Consider the following 16,507-nt stretch of genomic DNA (forward strand, 5'->3'; position numbering starts at 1 on the left):
CCGCAGATGGCGCCTAGCGCCTAAAATGATAGTTCCAAGTCAGTTACTACAGCCTCAGAATTAAACTGATCGTTAAGGGTGCCAAGCACAGGTAGGCCTTTCAAGACATTTGACTTGAACAAATCGATCTTCCAGATGCCCCCATGCGGTCACAAAGCCATAAGCTGCAAAGAGTGCTACCAGCACCAATCCGATTGTAAGCATGACATGCCTCGTTGGCTTTGAACCATGTAGCAGCTGGGCGACTAGATAGAACAGTAGCCATGCTACTATTGCTACAATAAGGATAATCGGACCAACCTGAGCAGAAATACTTGCCAAGAATGGCGCTAAGAGAGTCAGCAATATTCCACTCATAATGGCTAGGCCCAGCAATCTTTCCGCTATAGATCGAGGTAGCTTATGAGGAAGTGTCAGCGCTACAATTCTTGTTGCGAAGACCCCCATGATACGGAGCGCGGTGCTTGCTCTGTCTTGAAGTGGTTTTAAGCCCCGGCGTGGAGGAATTGCCTCGATCATCTGCGATAATATCTTGGTTGCCCTGCCGCCCCACTCAACAAATTCCGACGTGGCCGGTGGCTGTAGACGAAGCATCGCATGGTCTTTTTTGAATGCTAATTGAGACGGGGGTGGGGAAGCAGGCTCTGACCGAACCCTGTTGATCAATGCGAGGAGATTGGGATCGTTAATCTTCGCGTGATTAGTCCTTGCTTTCAATAAGGCGCACCACCGCTCACGGCCCAGTTGACCGTCGAATTCCTGTGCAAGAATGGCGTTGTGAAGCCTGCTGATGAAGTCTTCCCGCGTTTTGGAAGACGCCTCGGGCAACATCGCCTCTACGATCCTGTCAGCTGCATCCAGTCGACCCCAAAGAATATCATTCTGACGCCATTCCCGCGATAAAAACCCTCCGAACGCACCTGCCGCACTTCCGGCCAGCTTTTTCGGATCTTTGTCGATACTGCTGTCAGCAGGGCTTATCCGAAAAACATCGACCTCGGTATGTTCTTCAGGTGCAGTGCCTTCAAGGATCGGAAACGTCAGAACATCGTGCCAGTGAAAAGTACGGAAGGCGTCGCATAGCTTTGTAATCTCGATAGAGGGATTCGCCTTGTGGGCGGATATTTCGTCGAGGATAGTCCGGATATTGGCATTCCATGTATCCAACTGGGCTCGAACACGGTTCCCCAGAGCCTCCATTCCTCGATCAATGATCGGACCGATACTTTCGTCGGTCGCGTATAGGGCACTAGCGGCAGCATATCGTTCATCGTGAGTGGCCAAGCCCATGATGTCCCCAAAGTGGGACCGGAGTTTGTCATGAAGCGCCTTATCGTCACCGTTGCCGAGTAAACTTTCAGTATTGCCGGGTGAGGGGCGTAGGACGATCCGTAGCCCGTCTAGCGCAGTGCAAATGGCCTGACGCAGGTTCTCGGCATCGCCTGGATCGATGGCAGCCCGGGATTTGTTTAAGCGGAAGAGCAAATGTACAAGGCGGCGTCGCTGATAGTCAAAATCGAAGCGGCGCAGGAAGGCCGTTTCTGTGAGTAATTGGGGCTGCCTATAAGTCGAAAAATGTGCCTCGCGCCATGCACGGATGAAATGGCGTAAAAAAATGGTTTCGTCCGATTGAGCCTCGTAATCCGCCATCTGGCCGATCATGCATGCTAGAACGTCCGTGGCCGTATAAACCCGCAGATGATGATAGGTCGCATAACAAACACCATAGCCGGCCTCTTGTTGTATCAAGTCAGCTAAATCCATCTCCTCGAGTTTCTCGGGCCGACGGGGCCTTTGCAGGATCGCCTCCTGGCCAAGCCGAGGATCACCCTCAAACCTATGAGCGTCTTGTTCCTGGCGTTTTTGTAGTTCCCCGAGCCGCGTCAGTTGGCGGTTCCATTCGCTAACGGAACGGATATCATCTCGGATCATCTCCCGTCGCGGAAGCACGGTGGCAGCAAGCATGCCATTCTCGACAAAGTCGAAGTGTCGTAAGGGAGCCTCGTCAGTGGAAGTACCTTCAAGGTCGGTATCTGGGAAGGGGTCGACAAACAGTAGCTTTCGCTTGCCGGGTAGGGAGGGAGGTCGCAGTGGAAACAGATCGATGGCGTGACTGAACGGCCGATTGTCCAGGTAGCCCCCATCGGCGAATTGCCGATCATCTGCTACCGGATGCCCAAGAATGTCTTTAATCTGAGTGCGCACCTCGTCTTTTAAGGGAGGTGGCAGATCCTGAATCGTCATCGGTGCAAAAGCTATTGGAAATGATGAGGTGCAGCGGGCTGCGAAAGCTAACATCGCATCCTTTTTAGAAAAGTCGTCCCGGTCAGCAGCCTTATCTAGGGTAAAGCGGAAAACCTCACGATGGACTGGCTCGCTGACCGTCTTGCCGGTTAACTGGATTCTTAGATTACGGCCATTAAGATCAGTTGTTGTCACGAATAGATCGAGAAGCGACGTTAGAGGGGTGGACCCATCTTGCGTCATTTTACCCAATGTCTCGCGTAGCAGTTCATACATGTGCCTGCCGTTCAGAAGGCCCGTCTTGGCCGATGCCCGTTTACCGTCGTTCAGCAATGTGCGAACATCAGCGCGATCAATCCAAGCCTCGCGCAGCACTGACAGATCTTTGGATCCAACTGCGAGAGCTTTGGCGAGTGCGACCCCGTTGATACCGCCGGCTGATGAACCAGAGATAATGTCAATTACGACGCGGCTTCTCCCACCTTCCGGGTGTATTCTTTTTGACATCTCGCGATAGATCGTCTCGACAGGGTCAAGGCGCCCTGGTTGATCCGAAGTTCCGCGTACCAGACGCAATAACTCTTCGCAGACGCCATTCATGTATATCGCAAGGGAAACGCCGCCATAAAGCACTACCGCTACCCGAACTTCACCTGTTGGAACTTCGCTCATGATCACTCCTGTAAAGATGTGGAAGAACAGGGTTCAGCCCCGTTAGCGTGCCGTGCGTATCGCCTTGTCGATCTTTCCCAGAAATCCCCACCCTGTGAATGTCGCGAGGATCGTCAGTAACGGGGTCTGATTGTCTCGGATGAAGCCGATGAGCGGCCCTGCCAGTCCCAATTCAGGCGCCAGGACGGTGGCGAAGAGGCCTGCGATACCGATGATTGATTTTTTGCCATTCAGAAGACGGCCGATCCCCTCTCCGAGAGCAGCATTGACCGGCGTCAACGGTGGCTTGGCGCCACTTTGCGTCTGAGCGGCCTGGTCTACCAAGGTCTTCTCTCCGGCATCTTCTTCCAGCAAAGCCCGCAGTAAATCTTGAATAGCGGCAGATCGGTGTGGGTCTGCCACCCTGTCCCCCAGCAGCCCTGGCAGTACCTGCCGCAACGCTGCCGAAAGCGCGTCCGTTCGCTTCGTACCTCCAGCCCTGCGTAACGCCGATAGCAGGTCGAGCAGTCCTCGATCGTCATCAACTTTGGTCACTGTCTTGCTCCTTGTGGGGCGCTTTCCGGATCCAGCCGGCAGAGTTTCCAGCACTTCGCGGAGCGCAGCGACGCGGTTCAGCCAGCCGTCTCCAAACGTTTCGAATGTGTCCAAGCCGCGCAGATAGGCGATCTGCTCGTCCAGATAAGCCTCGGATAGCACCTGGGCATCCGTCTGCCGGGCGGCGGCCATGGTATTGCGGCCAATCACCCCGTCCACGGCCAGTGGGCCGCCGTCAACTTGCAAGCCTAATGTGTTGAATGCCTGCTGCAGCAGGCGGATACTGCGGTCGGGCCCATGCAAGACGGCACCGTTGTAGACGACCATCGCCGTACGATCTGGCATCTCCGCACAACGGCAGGGGGTGAAATAGAACTGCCGGAAGATCTGGTCGGCTTCTTCGCGAGTGAGTGCCTGGACTTCCTCAATGGGGACCTCGCGTCGACGCCAGCCGGCCAGAGTCTTCTGCGTGATGCCCATGTTTGTGGGACCACCCTTATCCGCAGGGTGATTTACAAAGCCGCCCTCAGCCTTCTGAATAAAGCTGTGCAACCTCTGAAACATGGCGTCGGCGGGAGCAGCCGCACCTGTGGGCACGGGCATCATTAGGAGCAGGTCATCGGGATTGCCGTCATCGATATCAACGAGGGCTGGTCGCCCTCCGCCTTGACGCGGATGCGGGGGCCCGCCGGATGTGCTGTCGATCATATCAGAGAGCGCATCGGCCCAATCAGCGTCACCGCCATCTGGATAATGACCCGCGAACAACTCCCTGATTGACAGTCCGCGTAGCTGAATATGCGGCTTCTCGATAAGCCGGCCGTGGCGGTTAAACAGGGCGGTCATGCCGTGTGTCGCTGCGATCTGATGCATGCGGGCCCAGTGCCGGGCATTCGCGCCGCTATCGTCCCAACTCCAGCCGTCGCTGTCGCGGATGACCAGATCAACGGCCAAACCATACTGATGGTAGGATTGCCAAGGCTGGGACCAGGTCACCTTGGGTCCCGGAGCAGTCCTGCCCTTGGCAAACAGCACGGCCTGTCTCTGCGGCGTCCTGACCGCTTCGAATACGGCCAGAGGAATGCCCTCTTTGACCAACTGGTCGACGATCAGCGTGACCTTTTCCCGTACAATAGGGTGCAGGCGGTCCATGTCTCTGGACGTTTTCAGCATCGGTGTCGTCCCTTGTCGAAAACACTGCGCGGGATTGCGCACTGAAGCAGGGCATTATGGGGGTGGAACATTGTGCAACGGTGGCCGGCAGACCTAGCTGGCCTGCCGGTGTCGAAGCGCGTGAGCCGTCAGCCAAGCGGGTTGATGATCGGATCGTGCCCTTGGACAAAGTTCAGCATGTCGACCATCGTAAAGGTGTCGCTATCAGCGCGGGGCAGTTCCGGCATCCATGCCGAGCGCTTCCACATGAATGATTCGTGGTCGCCGTGCACGAAGCCCAGGAAGCACTCCGCAATGATGGTTGCGCCGACGGGGCCAAGGCGCTGTCCGCCATGCATCAACTGCGCCTCCTTCAGGATGTAGTACCAGAGCGGCGTTGCGTGCTGCAGGCCCTGCGCTTTCAAGACAGTGCCATCAGAGCCACCGTTTACGTCCGTGCCCAGTTCGTCGCCCGTCAAAGGCTGCGTGCCAATGGCCTTGGCCACTGCCTGTCCCGAGGGTAGTTCCAGCATTACGCCACGCTGCAGGTTGCGGAAGGCCAACACCTTTTCCCGGCTATCGCTTTCGCCGGGCAAGGTGTGCAATGCGGGCACGATCTGTGGATCGAGCAGGCGCGTGGCGTTGAGGATGACACCGTCGGGCTGGGTCGGGCTGAGCTTGTAGTAGCGCCGCCAGTCGATGATCCAGTTCGAAGGAAAGAACCGCATCGTCTGGCCTGGACCCGCAGTATCTATATTGGCCAGATCACCAATGATGCCGCCCGACTTGCCGGTGAAGTGGAACATGAACCCCAGGGTTCCGGGGATGCCTCCAGGCTGCAGGCCAAAGATGCGGTTATGGTCGTAGCTCTCGCGGACCATTGAATGACCGAGGCGGTATCCCGCGGCTGCGAATTCCACTGGCATGTACGGACGGGACCGGAACCGGTAGAAGCGCCGGCCGTCATGCTTGATTCTTGCAATCGTGCCTTTGCCGACCAGGCGCTCAACAAAGTCGAACAGCACGATCCACTGATAGTGCCAGCGCACGATCCGACGCGCCTCTTCGAACAGTGCAGCAGCTTTCAGCTCTCCGGTGCCGTTTCCCAAGTGATCAACCACCGCGTTGTGGAACTTGAGGAAAGCAAGGTGCGTCTGTGCCACGAGCAGGTTCTCGTCGTTCCGCTCGTCGCCGATGACCGCGCGTCCTTGGTTGCTCCGCGGCAGGTCGTTAGGAAATGATCCAACCGTCGCTGCTGGATTGGCTCCCGGATCCGGACTTGCGGCGGCCCGCCCAATCAGCATCTTTGCCGAGATCTTGTTCGTCGCCGGGTCCCGGGCAAACATGTAAGGCGCAAGCTGCGATCCTTGGCCATAGAGTGAATCCAGATCCAGCGCCGGTGACCTAAAGTTGGTTGTAGCAAGCGGGTCGATTCTTTGCTGGTCCAGAGGCGTGAGATCCAGCGTCAGGTCATGATCGATAAATTGGCCCAGATAGGTGAACCCGGCCGGTATGGTTGGGTTGTCACCTGTGGCGCCGGTTGGGTCGGGGTCTTTCATAGACTGAGCAAGCTCGAAAAGTTTGTCCCTGCTGACCTCGAGCGGATCAAGCCATGGGAACATCCTGCCGAACTTTCCGGGATCACCATGGCCACTTAATGCCCTCAATGACGCCCGGGACATTTCTCGGGTTGTATGGCCGTGTCTGTTCTCCATAGCCTGTGCCATAAGTTCATTCCTTCTGGATGAAAGTTCCTTGATTTGACGTTATGCTGTTGTCGCGGCCAGTTTACGCACTGCCGTTGATTCTTTATTTTGGGTATTCTGTTGTCCTAGGAGTTTTGCCGCTCACTGACGGAGCTGCAGATTAACTGCAGCGAAGGTCGCATATGGCAACAAGTCCTTTCGGCCGCCAAAGTTGCGGAAGGATCAATACGAACAGGAGCAGCCAAAAATTTCCGAAAGCGAAAATAAGGAGAGGCTCTTATGCAAATATACCACGCACAAGGACTCTGACGTGAGGAGACATTTCTGGTGCTAAGCTATCGGCTCTCATCTCTGGCGGGGAGCCATAATGGCTGGCGGCGCAGGGAGATGGTCGAGCTGATAAAGAGCCTGATCGAAATGCAAAAGATCCCATTTCATTATACGGCATCTTGCCCTGATCTGGCTATTGGGTCGTCGTTCAAGCAGAGAACGACACAGCGGTAACATACTAAGAAAACGCATTTTGTTTCCTTAACACTAGTAACTGACCTGCAGTTTTAGTACTCGATAATAGACTCAGAGTCTACTATTTAAATACAGGCATTAAATTTCTCTGCGATCATTGCATTTGATGTTGGGGAGCGCTCCTGAAGGTAATGCGTAGACAAATTATACCCGGCAGTCCTTGGCGTTTTTCGCGCACATCTCTGGTTTCTATTGCAAGGCTTTTGCCGCTTCTAATCCGAAAAACTGAATAATAGTATTAACGAAATCATGGCATAATGAGAAGTGATATGCAGTGATTAGACCTGGCATGTGACTGACTTATCCAACGCAAGTAAGTCGCTGGCGCATGCTGAAAGATTCGTAATTGGAGAATACGTTGCGATGTCTAAGCCACCGAAAGCTCTGGATCTGTACGGCTATACTGAAATCAAATCATCCAATGGCGAGGTGAAAGGGGGTTGGTCCTCGCGGGAAATCGTTGGCGCAACCCCACAACGGTATCATCACAGCAGCGTTGTCAGTGCTTTGCGAGAGGCCCTAGAGCTGATTGCTAAAGACGATCTTGGAACAGATCGTGCTGAGATCGCTCGAACCGCGCTTGCGATGCTTGATCTACCTGACATTCCGGAAGCTATATCTGCTGTAGGAAAGCGTGTCGTATTTGGAAAAGATATGAATGATCAGGACGTCGAGTAACCCATCGCATCTCGGTTCTCGTGCCTGAGTCAGCCGCCACCGGAAAAATGATGCTTCGGCACGGACCATGCTGCCTGTGTCCAGGCTGACTCATAGCTGAGAGCGTGGTGGCGGTCTACCAGAGGCTGGTATCGGCAGCAGACCCTAGTCTGCTGCCAAGTGGCAGACGGCTAATACTGAAGAGCAAGGGGGGCATACTGCAGCGCACTTGCGCCCTGCCTCACCTGAAGTCCTTCGACTTCACCCTGACGGTATCGATATGCAGATCCGGGATGTAGATGTCGCGCGGCATCGGCGTCCCGGCGTTGCCCAGCTGACTCCCGGCGGTCGCCCTGAACTCATCCCCTCGGCCGTGCGTCAGCGGGAAGGCGTCGCCGCACTGGCCGATGCTGGCGAGGTCAGCTGAGAGGTCGGTGATGCGATGGACGACGAGGTGGACGACCTCGCCCTCGCGCTGCACCTGGCCCGCGACGGCGATCATGCCCGCGCCGAGGATCGTGCGGCGGTTGGCTTCGAAGACTTTGGGCCAGACGACCAGGTTGGCGATGCCGGTCTCGTCCTCCAGGGTGATGAACATCACGCCCTTGGCGGAGCCGGGACGCTGGCGGACCAGCACGATGCCCGCGACCTCGCAGCGGCGGCGGTTGCGGGAGGCCATGGCCTCCGCGCAGGGGACTATCCGGCGTCGGGTCAGATCCTCGCGCAGGAAGGCCACCGGGTGGCGGCGCAGCGACAGGCCGGTATGTCCGTAATCCTCGACCACCTCGCGCCCGGCGGCCATCGGGCGCAGGGCGACGGTGGGCTCGGCGAACTCCGGTGGCGCTGCGCGCGTCTCGGCTGCCGCGAAGAGGGGCAGGTCCTCGTCAGCCAATCCCTTCAGGTGCCACAGCGCCTCGCGGCGTCCGAGGCGCAGGGCAGGGCGGAAGCCGTCGGCCTCGGCGATCCGGACCAGTGCGGCGATGGGGGTGCGCACGCGGCGCCAGAGATCCTCGACCGAGGCGAAGGGCTGATCGGCGCGGCCCAGCACGATCGCCGCCGCATGGGCGTTGGCGAGACCCTTGACCATCCGCAGCCCCAGCCGCACCGCAAAGCGCCGGCCGCCTTCGAGCGGCTCCAGGGTGCAGTCCCAATGCGAGGCGTTGATGCAGATCGGGCGCACCTCGACCCCGTGGTCCCGGGCGTCGCGCACGATCTGGGCAGGGGCGTAGAACCCCATCGGCTGGCTGTTCAGGAGCGCTGCGCAGAACACGTCCGGGTGCCAGCACTTGAGCCAGGCCGAGGCATAGGAGATCAGCGCGAAGCTGGCCGCATGGCTTTCGGGAAAGCCGTAGCTGCCGAAGCCTTCCAGCTGGCGGAACGTCCGCTCGGCAAAGTCGCGGTCGTAGCCGCGCGCGGCCATCCCCTCGATCAGCTTGTCGCGGAACCGGGACACGCCCCCGGTGAACTTGAACGTGGCCATCGACTTGCGCAGCAGGTCGGCCTCGCCCGGCGTGAAGCCCGCGCATTCAATGGCAACGCGCATGGCCTGCTCCTGGAAGAGCGGCACGCCGAGGGTCTTGCCCAGAACCTTCTCCAGCTCCGGGGTGGGGAAGTTCACGGCCTCCTGTCCCGCACGGCGGCGCAGATAGGGGTGGACCATGTCGCCCTGGATCGGACCGGGGCGGACGATGGCCACCTGCACCACCAGGTCGTAGAAGGTGCGCGGCCTGAGCCGCGGCAGCATCGACATCTGCGCGCGGCTCTCGATCTGGAAGGTGCCGAGCGTGTCGGCCCTGCGGATCATCGCATAGGTGCGCGGATCCTCGGCCGGGATGTTCGCCAGATCGTGGCGAATATCCTTGTGCTCGGCCAGAAGCTGCAGCCCCTTGGCCATGCAGGTCAGCATGCCCAAGGCCAGCACGTCCACCTTCATGAAGCGCAGCGCCTCGATGTCGTCCTTGTCCCATTCGATGATCTGGCGATCCTCCATCGCCGCGGGCTCGATGGGCACCAGATCGTCCAGCCGGTCATGGGTCAGCACGAAGCCGCCCGGATGCTGGCTGAGATGCCGGGGTGTGCCGCGCAGCAGGGCGGCCAGTTCCAGCGTCAAGCGCAGGCGGCGATCATCCGGGTTGAGGTTCAGCGCGCGTAGCTCGTCGTCCGCGATCCCCTCCTCGGACCAGGCCCAGATCTGGCTGGACAGCGCCCGGATCAGATCCTCGGGCAGGCCCAGGGCCTTGCCCACGTCGCGCAGCGCGCCCTTGGAGCGATAGCGGATCACCACGGCGGTCAGCGCGGCGCGGTCGCGGCCATAGGTGCGATAGATCCACTGGATGACCTCCTCGCGGCGCTCATGCTCGAAGTCCACGTCGATGTCGGGGGGCTCGCGGCGCTCCTCGCTGACGAAGCGTTCGAAGAGCAGGTCGTTGCGCCCCGGATCGATGGAGGTGATGCCCAGCACAAAGCACACGGCCGAGTTCGCCGCCGATCCCCGGCCCTGGCAGAGGATGTCCCGCGAGCGGGCGAAGCGGACGATGCTGTTCACGGTCAGGAAGTAGGGGGCATAATCCAGACGGTCGATCAGGCGCAACTCATGTTGCAGGCTGGCATTGACCTCGGTCGGGACGCCCTCGGGGTAGCGCTCAGACGCGCCCTCCCAGGTCAGCCGCTCCAGCGTGGCCTGTGCGGTCACGGTGGGATCGTCGCGTTCCTCCGGATACTGGTATTCCAGCTCGTCCAGCGAGAAGCGGCAGGCCTCCGCGATCCGGGCCGAGCGGGCCAGGGCCTCCGGGTAGCGGGTGAACAGCCGGTGCATCTCCACGGGCGTCTTCAGGTAGCGGTCGGCATGACGCTCGCGGCGAAAGCCCAGGGCGTCGACGGTGGTGTTGTGGCGGATCGCGGTGACCACGTCCTGCAGGATGCGGCGATCGGGCGCGTGGAACAGCACGTCGTTTGTCACCACCGTCGCCACGCGCATCCGGGCGGCGAGGTTCGACAGCTCATGGAGCCGCAGCTGATCGTTAGGGCGCCGGCGCAGGGTCAGCGCCAGATGAGCGCGATCACGGAAGGCCTCGCGCATCCGGCGCAGCTGCAGGGCGCATAGATCGTCCGCCTGATCGGGGATGAGCACACCGATCAGGCCCTCGCAGGCGGCGACCACGTCCGACCATTCCAGATGGCACTTGCCCTTGCCTGCGCGCCTCTTGCCGACCGACAGGAGCCGACAGAGGCGGGACCAGGCGGGCCGGTCGGTCGGATAGACCAGCAGCGACATGCCGCAGGCGAGGTCCAGCCGGCAGCCGACGATCAGCCGGACGCCGGTCTCCTTGGCCGCCACATGGGCGCGCACGATCCCGGCCAGCGAGTTCCGGTCGGTGACGGCCAGGGCCTGCATCCCCATCAGGGCGGCTGTGGCGAACAGCTCCTCGGCCGAGGAGGCGCCGCGCAGGAAGGAGAACTGAGAGGTGACCTGCAGCTCGACGTATGCCGGACCTGTCATCCAAAGACCTCGCTCATCCGAACATTCCATGCAGGAACCAGCGATGCGATCCGGTGGCCCGGTCCTCTCCGTCGCCCTGACGGAAGATCCAGTAGCGGGCCCCGGCCTCGTCCTCAATGCGGAAGTAGTCGCGCACGGCCTGCGCCTCGGCGTCGCGCTTCCACCATTCGCCGAAGATGCGCTCCGGCCCGTCGGCGCATTGCACGTGTCGCCGCACCCCGCGCCAGAGGATCCAGCGTGGCGGATGGTCGGGCAGCAGCGCCATGGTCTCGATCGGCTCAGGCCGCGGCAGCAGGCGCGCGGGGCGCGGCCAGTGGTCGGGCCAGACGTCCATGCCCGGGGTGGCCGTGTCGGCCAGCGGCGGAATGCGGATGATGGCGCGTTCCGGCACGTCGCTGGCGACAGTGGCGAAGCGGAAGACCGACCGTGCCCCGAGCCGGTTCGACAGCGTGTCGATCAGCCCGGAGAGATCGGGCACCGTCTCTTCCAGAAGCGAGGTGGCGGCCTGTCGCGGCACCAGCGGTTCGGCGATCGTGGCGGTCAGGGTCATGATCTCGATGCCCAGCCCTGGGTCGAGGGTGACAATCCGGCCGCAGAGCAGCCGGGTCAGCCTGGCCGGGTCGCGCTGCGGCACGGCCAGGCCCACGCGCAGCACCTCGGTGCGGTTGTCGATCCTCGAACAGAGCAGGTCCAGCCGCCGCGCGCCCAGCCCCTTGGCGGCCAGCTCGGTGCAGAGCTGGATCACCAGCTTGCCGATATAGCGGGCGATGGTCTCGGGCGCGGCGATGGGTTCGGCGAATGCCCGGCGGATCTCGATCAGCCCCTCCGGGCGCAGGGGTGCGATCGGCTCGGAGGCCAGCCCCCGTGCCTGATCCAGACGCCGGCACAGCACCTCGCCGAAGCGGCGCGTCAGGGGTGCGCGCGGCTGATCCGTCAGATCGCCGATGGTCTCGAAGCCGAGATCCCGCAGCCCGGCCACTGTCGCGGCGGGCAAGCGCAGGGCCTCCAAGGGCAGAGGAGCCAGCGCGGCGTCTGACGCACCATGGGGCGCGATGATGACGCCGTCCGTCCCGCATCGCGCCAGGGCATGGGCCGCGCCCCAGCTGTCGGCCAGGGCCAGCCGCGCGGTGATGCCGGAAAGGGCCAGCTTGCCTGCCAGCGCCTCCAGCATCGCGGCCTCGCCGCCGTGCAGGTGATCGGCGCCGGTCGAGTCGATGACGATCCCGTCCGGCGGATCGGCCGAGACGATGGGCGCGACGCGCTGCAGCAGCCACAGCGCCAGCCGCTCCAGCGCGGCGGCATCTGCTGCCGCGTCGTCCGCCTCGACACGCAGATCCGGCACCAGCGCCTGCGCCCGGCTGACGGTCATGCCCACCCGCAGGCCCAGATCGCGTGCGGCGGGGCAGGCGGCGGTGATCACCCGCCGGTTGCCTGCGCGACCGGCGATGATTAGCGGTCCGTCACCCGACGGCGATGTGACGCCCGCCTGCCGTTGCCGCCGATCGATCGGCCACATCGGCAGGAAGACGGAGATGACCCGCGCCATCGCATGCCTCCAGTTCGAGATCGAAGGAATCCCCGGCCCGCGCCCGGATCAGCTCCACGAGCCACCGCGCACGGCCGATGCCCGGAACGGGCAGAGGGGCGGAGGGCAGCTCGGAGACCCGCCAGCGCGTCATCGCCGCGGTCGGCTGCCCGAAATCGCTGGCATCCGCCTGCCGCCGCCAACGCCGCAGTGCCAGGCCGATGGTGCCCGATCCCTTGGCGGCCAGGTGCAGCCGGCGCGAGGCGGTCATCGACAGCCGCGCCACGTCACCTACCACGGCGGCCAAGCCGCCATGGCGCAGGCCTTCCTCCATCGCGGCCAGAACCGAGATGTCGTCCCCGGCCTCGACATGGATCACCCGCTCGGGCGGCAGGCCCACCTGTGCCAAGCCCGGCGCGAAGAGATCGGCCTGGGTCACGCACCACAGCACCTGGCCCCTCATCCGCGCGGCGATACCCGCCACGAAGCAGGCAGCCGCCGCGCCGTCCACGGCCCCCTGGCCGCCGCCCGCCACTTCATGCAGCGCGCCGAGCAACAGTCCGCCTTGGGGCAGGCGCCGATCCAGCTCCCGCACCCCGAAGGGCAGCACGCCGTGCGGGCCAGCTCCCGTGCCGTCGATCTCGCCGATCCGGGCGCGCAATTCGGCCAGGGCGGGGCGGACGGCAGGCATGGGACAGGGCTCCTTTGAGGTTGGCGATGAACAGGTCTGATTAGTTCCTGTTTTGTTCTCGTGATGCCATTCTGTCAACCGTCGCAGCAGACGTTCCAGTGTGAGCCCGGGCGACGACGCCACAAGGTATTGGAAACGCTGGATTCAAAGCGGGGGATAAGTCGTCGATGGCCATGTAGACTGCCCCATCATGATCCCCCGACAGGGTCATGGCATCGGCCGTGACGTGATTGACGCAGGAAGAAAGCGGGCCCAGAACGGGAGCCAGACCAGCGCGAGGGCAGGGCGATTTGCAATCTGTATAACGTGACGACCTCGCAGGAGGCACTGACCCGGCTGATCGATGGGCTCACCGATCGCGCCGGAAACCTGGCGTCCGGCAGCGTCTATCCCGACCAGTTGGCGCCGATCATCCGCGACGGCGACGACGGGCCGGAACTGGTCAAGGCGCGATGGGGCATGCCCTCGCCGCCCTCGGTCCTGAAGACCGCGCGCGATCCTGGCGTCACCAACGTGCGCAATCTCGGCTCGCCGCATTGGCGGCGGTGGCTGGGGCAGGGACATCGTTGCCTGGTGCCGTTGACCAGCTTCTCGGAGCCGCGCGGCAAAGGGCGGGGCGTGCAGTGGTTCGCGCCGACCGATACGCACACGCGGCTATCACCAGCGGCTGGTTTGGGGCAGCTGCAGTCATCGCCAGATATAGCATTAGCGGCCGCTATTAATCGACTGCTGTTGCTGCACCTGCATTCGCTGCATCCAGCGCGAATGTCGCTGATGGACTCTGCGCGCAGCAGCCGCCGCACCACTGTTGCGGCTGTTTTGCGGGACCTTTCAGTTATTCGCTGCTGGTGCGCCACTAAACACACTCTGTTGAGTGCAGACGTCGGCTATCCAACTTAGGTCAAAAATGCCCTTTCGCCCTAACCTGCTCATTCGAAGCACGCTAAATTATCTAATGCACCTTGGAAGGTGACCAAGAGCTCAGGGAAATCTGCTGATATTTTGCCCTCGGCTACAGCGCAACGGCTTTCGTCTGAAAGCAGACCAGTTCCTCTGGCTAACTCTCGTACAGCATATTCAACGTTGGACAGGTGATGGTCTGATATTCTTTCTAAAAGTCCAGCGACCCAAACAGAAATTGCGGCATCATTCAGACCAAGAAGAGGCTTACAAGCCAAACGATCCGATACCAAGTTTGCTCTTGAAAGAGCCTCGCGCTCCACTGCGATTCGCTTGCTGAAATTTTGCGTCCGCCCGAACAATCCTTTCAAAGAGTTCTCCTTTCGACAGCTTTTGCCCACGTCAGACTATCGCGCAAGACAGCGCTGACATCAATATTTAATGGGGGCGCCTCTGCACCACGGGTGCTCGCATGGCGGCATTGCGCAAGAATGGAATAGTCTTCTTTGGTGACTGGCGGGTCGATTTCAGGCAGCTCAAAAGGAGAATTCCGACCAAACAGTACTTTTTCACACAGCACACTTGATGCCGTCATCGCGATGTTGCGTAAACACACGTATGCTATTCCTAACTCATAGATTACGTTGTGTGGGCTCTGGGCGATGTGGCCAGGAACCGAGCGGAGTATGTTGTGCAAGCCTCTGATGTCATCTAAGCAATTAATATAGCGTGCGGGACGGCCGTACATTTCCGATATAGATAAGTATCCTGGTAAAGCGTATGATTCCATATACAGATGCCATGCGAATAAATCGCCGTCTTCAAAAAAGTGTTCCATTTTCTTGTTTCCATACCAAGAAATTGATGGAGATTGGTCGAACCATGGGGAAACTATTGCGCGAACACTTCCTTCTGACTGTGTTCCCGCTCCGTCGCGACACACCACCAAGACGTCGAGGTCACTGAACGCATCATGACCTCCGCGACCGTAGGATCCAAATATTGATATGTTTAAAATTCCAGTGTCGAATTTCATCTTCTCGAGATCGCTCTAAAAATATATGCGGCAAACATTCCGCCAAAGATAATCCTCATAACCGCAACCGTTGCTGTCACCGAAACGGGCCGAGCCGGTAAAATATCTGAATCAACTCCTAGTAAATCAATGAAGTTACCCGTCACATATGACATCAGAACAGAACCTGCATCTAGCACTGACAGACCAGGATTGCTGAATGCATCAGCCGTGACTGAAATCAAGGACAGTAAGAGTACGCTTATCAAACAGGTGGTGAGTAGGCGAGAAATCTTTTCACCGTGCCCCCAAACATAATGACTTAACCACAGCCCGATAGCTCGCGCTCTGAGCTTTAACTTTTGACTTAACGTCCCATATTTTTTACGATAATATTCTCCTCGACCCTTTAATGCGCGGCGCAGGTGCTCCCGTTCCTGATCGACTTCAAGTAGGGTCAATTCACGCACAGCCTTTTGTTCTCCCTGAGTGACCGCATTCCGGCGCAACGCATGTAATATCTCTTGCGCAACATTTGGTCGATCTGGCAGATTTTTAACAACTTGCTTGTAATCGACTGGAGTTTCTTCAATTGTGATATAATCAAAAGTACAGTCTTCAAACGTGGCCGTCCGGAAATTGCATCTTCTAATTTTTACGCCAGTGAAATCGCACTTATCAAATTTTGCACCATGAAAGTAACAATCGGTTAGTTCTGCGTATCGAAAATCGAAGTTTGAGAGTGTTGCACCTTTTCCACTAACACGGCTAAGAAGCGCGTGTCGAAAATCTCTTCTTTCAGAATGCGATATCGAGCAATCTACAAATTTTTTTATCTCAAAATATGCTATTCCATCTTCAATCTGTGGTTTTCGAATTTTATCCACTTTTTTTCCGATTGCTCATCTTCTGTTGATGCCAACAACTTATGTTCATCTTTTGCCATCGAGCAAGATCCTGCGGTTCAAAAGATGATTTTTTCGAAGAGTGTGTATGTTTTTTGTTTACCCTCCAAAAGTTACAAGATAGCAGTCCCATGGTCTCTGGTTGCCATTAGTTTGGTACTTGCAAATACGTCTCGTCACAGGCGAGTTTGCGTGCCTCCAGTCTTCGTGGGTGCTATGAAAAGCTGTTTGGACGGTACGCACTGTGGCAAGATCTGGCGCTAGCCACAGGCAGCAATGGGCTCTTCACGTCGGTGCACGTGAGTTGCACTGGGGGCAGCTAGCAGGGGCGCGAGCAGCCGTAGGCCGATCATGAAAGCGGCTGAGGTGCTAGTAGCGACCAAACCTGCTGCGGTGTTATAATACCGCAGTAATCTGATTTATTTAACAGCCTTTGGTAGTGGCATTGCTCGATAGTCGCAGCAGCAATTTTGCAAGTAATC

Annotated in this window: 11 protein-coding genes; 2 read left to right on the forward strand and 9 right to left on the reverse strand. The window is 59.3% G+C overall.

Features of this window, described 5'->3' with window-relative positions:
• Positions 1-72: 72 nt before the first annotated feature.
• The 3 genes from LZ686_RS16590 to LZ686_RS16600 all read right to left on the reverse strand — a co-directional run bounded on the left by LZ686_RS16590 (position 73) and on the right by LZ686_RS16600 (position 6,329).
• Positions 73-2,916 (reverse strand): patatin-like protein, encoded by a 2,844-nt coding sequence (locus tag LZ686_RS16590; RefSeq protein WP_349548488.1) that lies wholly within the window; start codon positions 2,914-2,916, stop codon positions 73-75.
• A 42-nt stretch (positions 2,917-2,958) separates the two neighbouring features.
• On the reverse strand, positions 2,959-4,623 hold the full coding sequence (locus tag LZ686_RS16595) for a glycosyl hydrolase 108 family protein (protein ID WP_349548489.1): 1,665 nt from the start codon (positions 4,621-4,623) through the stop codon (positions 2,959-2,961).
• A 128-nt stretch (positions 4,624-4,751) separates the two neighbouring features.
• Entirely contained in the window at positions 4,752-6,329 is a 1,578-nt protein-coding gene (locus LZ686_RS16600; protein WP_349548490.1) for a peroxidase family protein, read from the reverse strand.
• Positions 6,330-7,124: 795 nt separating this feature from the next.
• Here LZ686_RS16600 and LZ686_RS16605 point away from each other — a divergent pair.
• Entirely contained in the window at positions 7,125-7,511 is a 387-nt protein-coding gene (locus LZ686_RS16605; protein ID WP_349548491.1) for a hypothetical protein, read from the forward strand.
• 220 nt (positions 7,512-7,731) lie between these two features.
• On the opposite strand, the gene LZ686_RS16610 is transcribed toward LZ686_RS16605, so the two are convergent.
• From LZ686_RS16610 to LZ686_RS16620, 3 genes are read right to left on the reverse strand one after another with little or no spacing between them, the layout of a single operon-like run.
• The gene (locus LZ686_RS16610; RefSeq protein WP_349548492.1) at positions 7,732-10,989 is read right to left on the reverse strand and encodes an error-prone DNA polymerase; all 3,258 of its coding nucleotides are present in this window, start codon (positions 10,987-10,989) and stop codon (positions 7,732-7,734) included.
• Positions 10,990-11,002: 13 nt separating this feature from the next.
• Positions 11,003-12,535, reverse strand: a complete 1,533-nt coding sequence (locus LZ686_RS16615) for a Y-family DNA polymerase (protein ID WP_349548493.1) — start codon at positions 12,533-12,535, stop codon at positions 11,003-11,005.
• Positions 12,450-13,205, reverse strand: coding sequence for an ImuA family protein (locus LZ686_RS16620; RefSeq protein WP_349548494.1), 756 nt, complete (start codon positions 13,203-13,205; stop codon positions 12,450-12,452). Before LZ686_RS16620 ends, LZ686_RS16615 begins: the two co-directional genes overlap by 86 nt.
• Before the next feature lie 297 nt (positions 13,206-13,502).
• Here LZ686_RS16620 and LZ686_RS16625 point away from each other — a divergent pair, with 297 nt between their 5' ends.
• Positions 13,503-14,105: an SOS response-associated peptidase family protein gene (locus LZ686_RS16625; RefSeq protein ID WP_349548510.1), complete on the forward strand. Its 603-nt coding sequence runs from the start codon at positions 13,503-13,505 to the stop codon at positions 14,103-14,105.
• A 29-nt stretch (positions 14,106-14,134) separates the two neighbouring features.
• Here LZ686_RS16625 and LZ686_RS16630 read toward each other — a convergent pair whose 3' ends face one another.
• Genes LZ686_RS16630 through LZ686_RS16640 form a run of 3 tightly spaced genes read right to left on the reverse strand, consistent with a single transcriptional unit; the run spans position 14,135 to position 16,007 of the window.
• Complete coding sequence (locus LZ686_RS16630) at positions 14,135-14,476, reverse strand: hypothetical protein (protein ID WP_349548495.1); 342 nt, start codon at positions 14,474-14,476, stop codon at positions 14,135-14,137.
• Positions 14,473-15,141 (reverse strand): nucleotidyltransferase domain-containing protein, encoded by a 669-nt coding sequence (locus tag LZ686_RS16635; protein ID WP_349548496.1) that lies wholly within the window; start codon positions 15,139-15,141, stop codon positions 14,473-14,475. The genes LZ686_RS16630 and LZ686_RS16635 overlap by 4 nt, the downstream gene beginning before the upstream one ends.
• On the reverse strand, positions 15,138-16,007 hold the full coding sequence (locus LZ686_RS16640) for a pentapeptide repeat-containing protein (protein WP_349548497.1): 870 nt from the start codon (positions 16,005-16,007) through the stop codon (positions 15,138-15,140). The genes LZ686_RS16635 and LZ686_RS16640 overlap by 4 nt, the downstream gene beginning before the upstream one ends.
• Positions 16,008-16,507: the final 500 nt, after the last annotated feature.

It is taken from the genome of Paracoccus sp. NFXS7 (assembly GCF_040148865.1).
Lineage (GTDB): Bacteria > Pseudomonadota > Alphaproteobacteria > Rhodobacterales > Rhodobacteraceae > Paracoccus > Paracoccus marcusii.

What these genes read in the sequence shown, in the direction of transcription:
- LZ686_RS16595 (WP_349548489.1), bottom strand. Translation starts at nt 4,623, where the DNA reads ATGCTGAAAACGTCCAGAGACATGGACCGCCTGCACCCTATTGTACGG.
- LZ686_RS16600 (WP_349548490.1), bottom strand. Translation starts at nt 6,329, where the DNA reads ATGGCACAGGCTATGGAGAACAGACACGGCCATACAACCCGAGAAATG.
- LZ686_RS16635 (WP_349548496.1), bottom strand. Translation starts at nt 15,141, where the DNA reads ATGAAATTCGACACTGGAATTTTAAACATATCAATATTTGGATCCTAC.
- LZ686_RS16620 (WP_349548494.1), bottom strand. Translation starts at nt 13,205, where the DNA reads ATGCCTGCCGTCCGCCCCGCCCTGGCCGAATTGCGCGCCCGGATCGGC.
- LZ686_RS16615 (WP_349548493.1), bottom strand. Translation starts at nt 12,535, where the DNA reads ATGGCGCGGGTCATCTCCGTCTTCCTGCCGATGTGGCCGATCGATCGG.
- LZ686_RS16610 (WP_349548492.1), bottom strand. Translation starts at nt 10,989, where the DNA reads ATGACAGGTCCGGCATACGTCGAGCTGCAGGTCACCTCTCAGTTCTCC.
- LZ686_RS16590 (WP_349548488.1), bottom strand. Translation starts at nt 2,916, where the DNA reads ATGAGCGAAGTTCCAACAGGTGAAGTTCGGGTAGCGGTAGTGCTTTAT.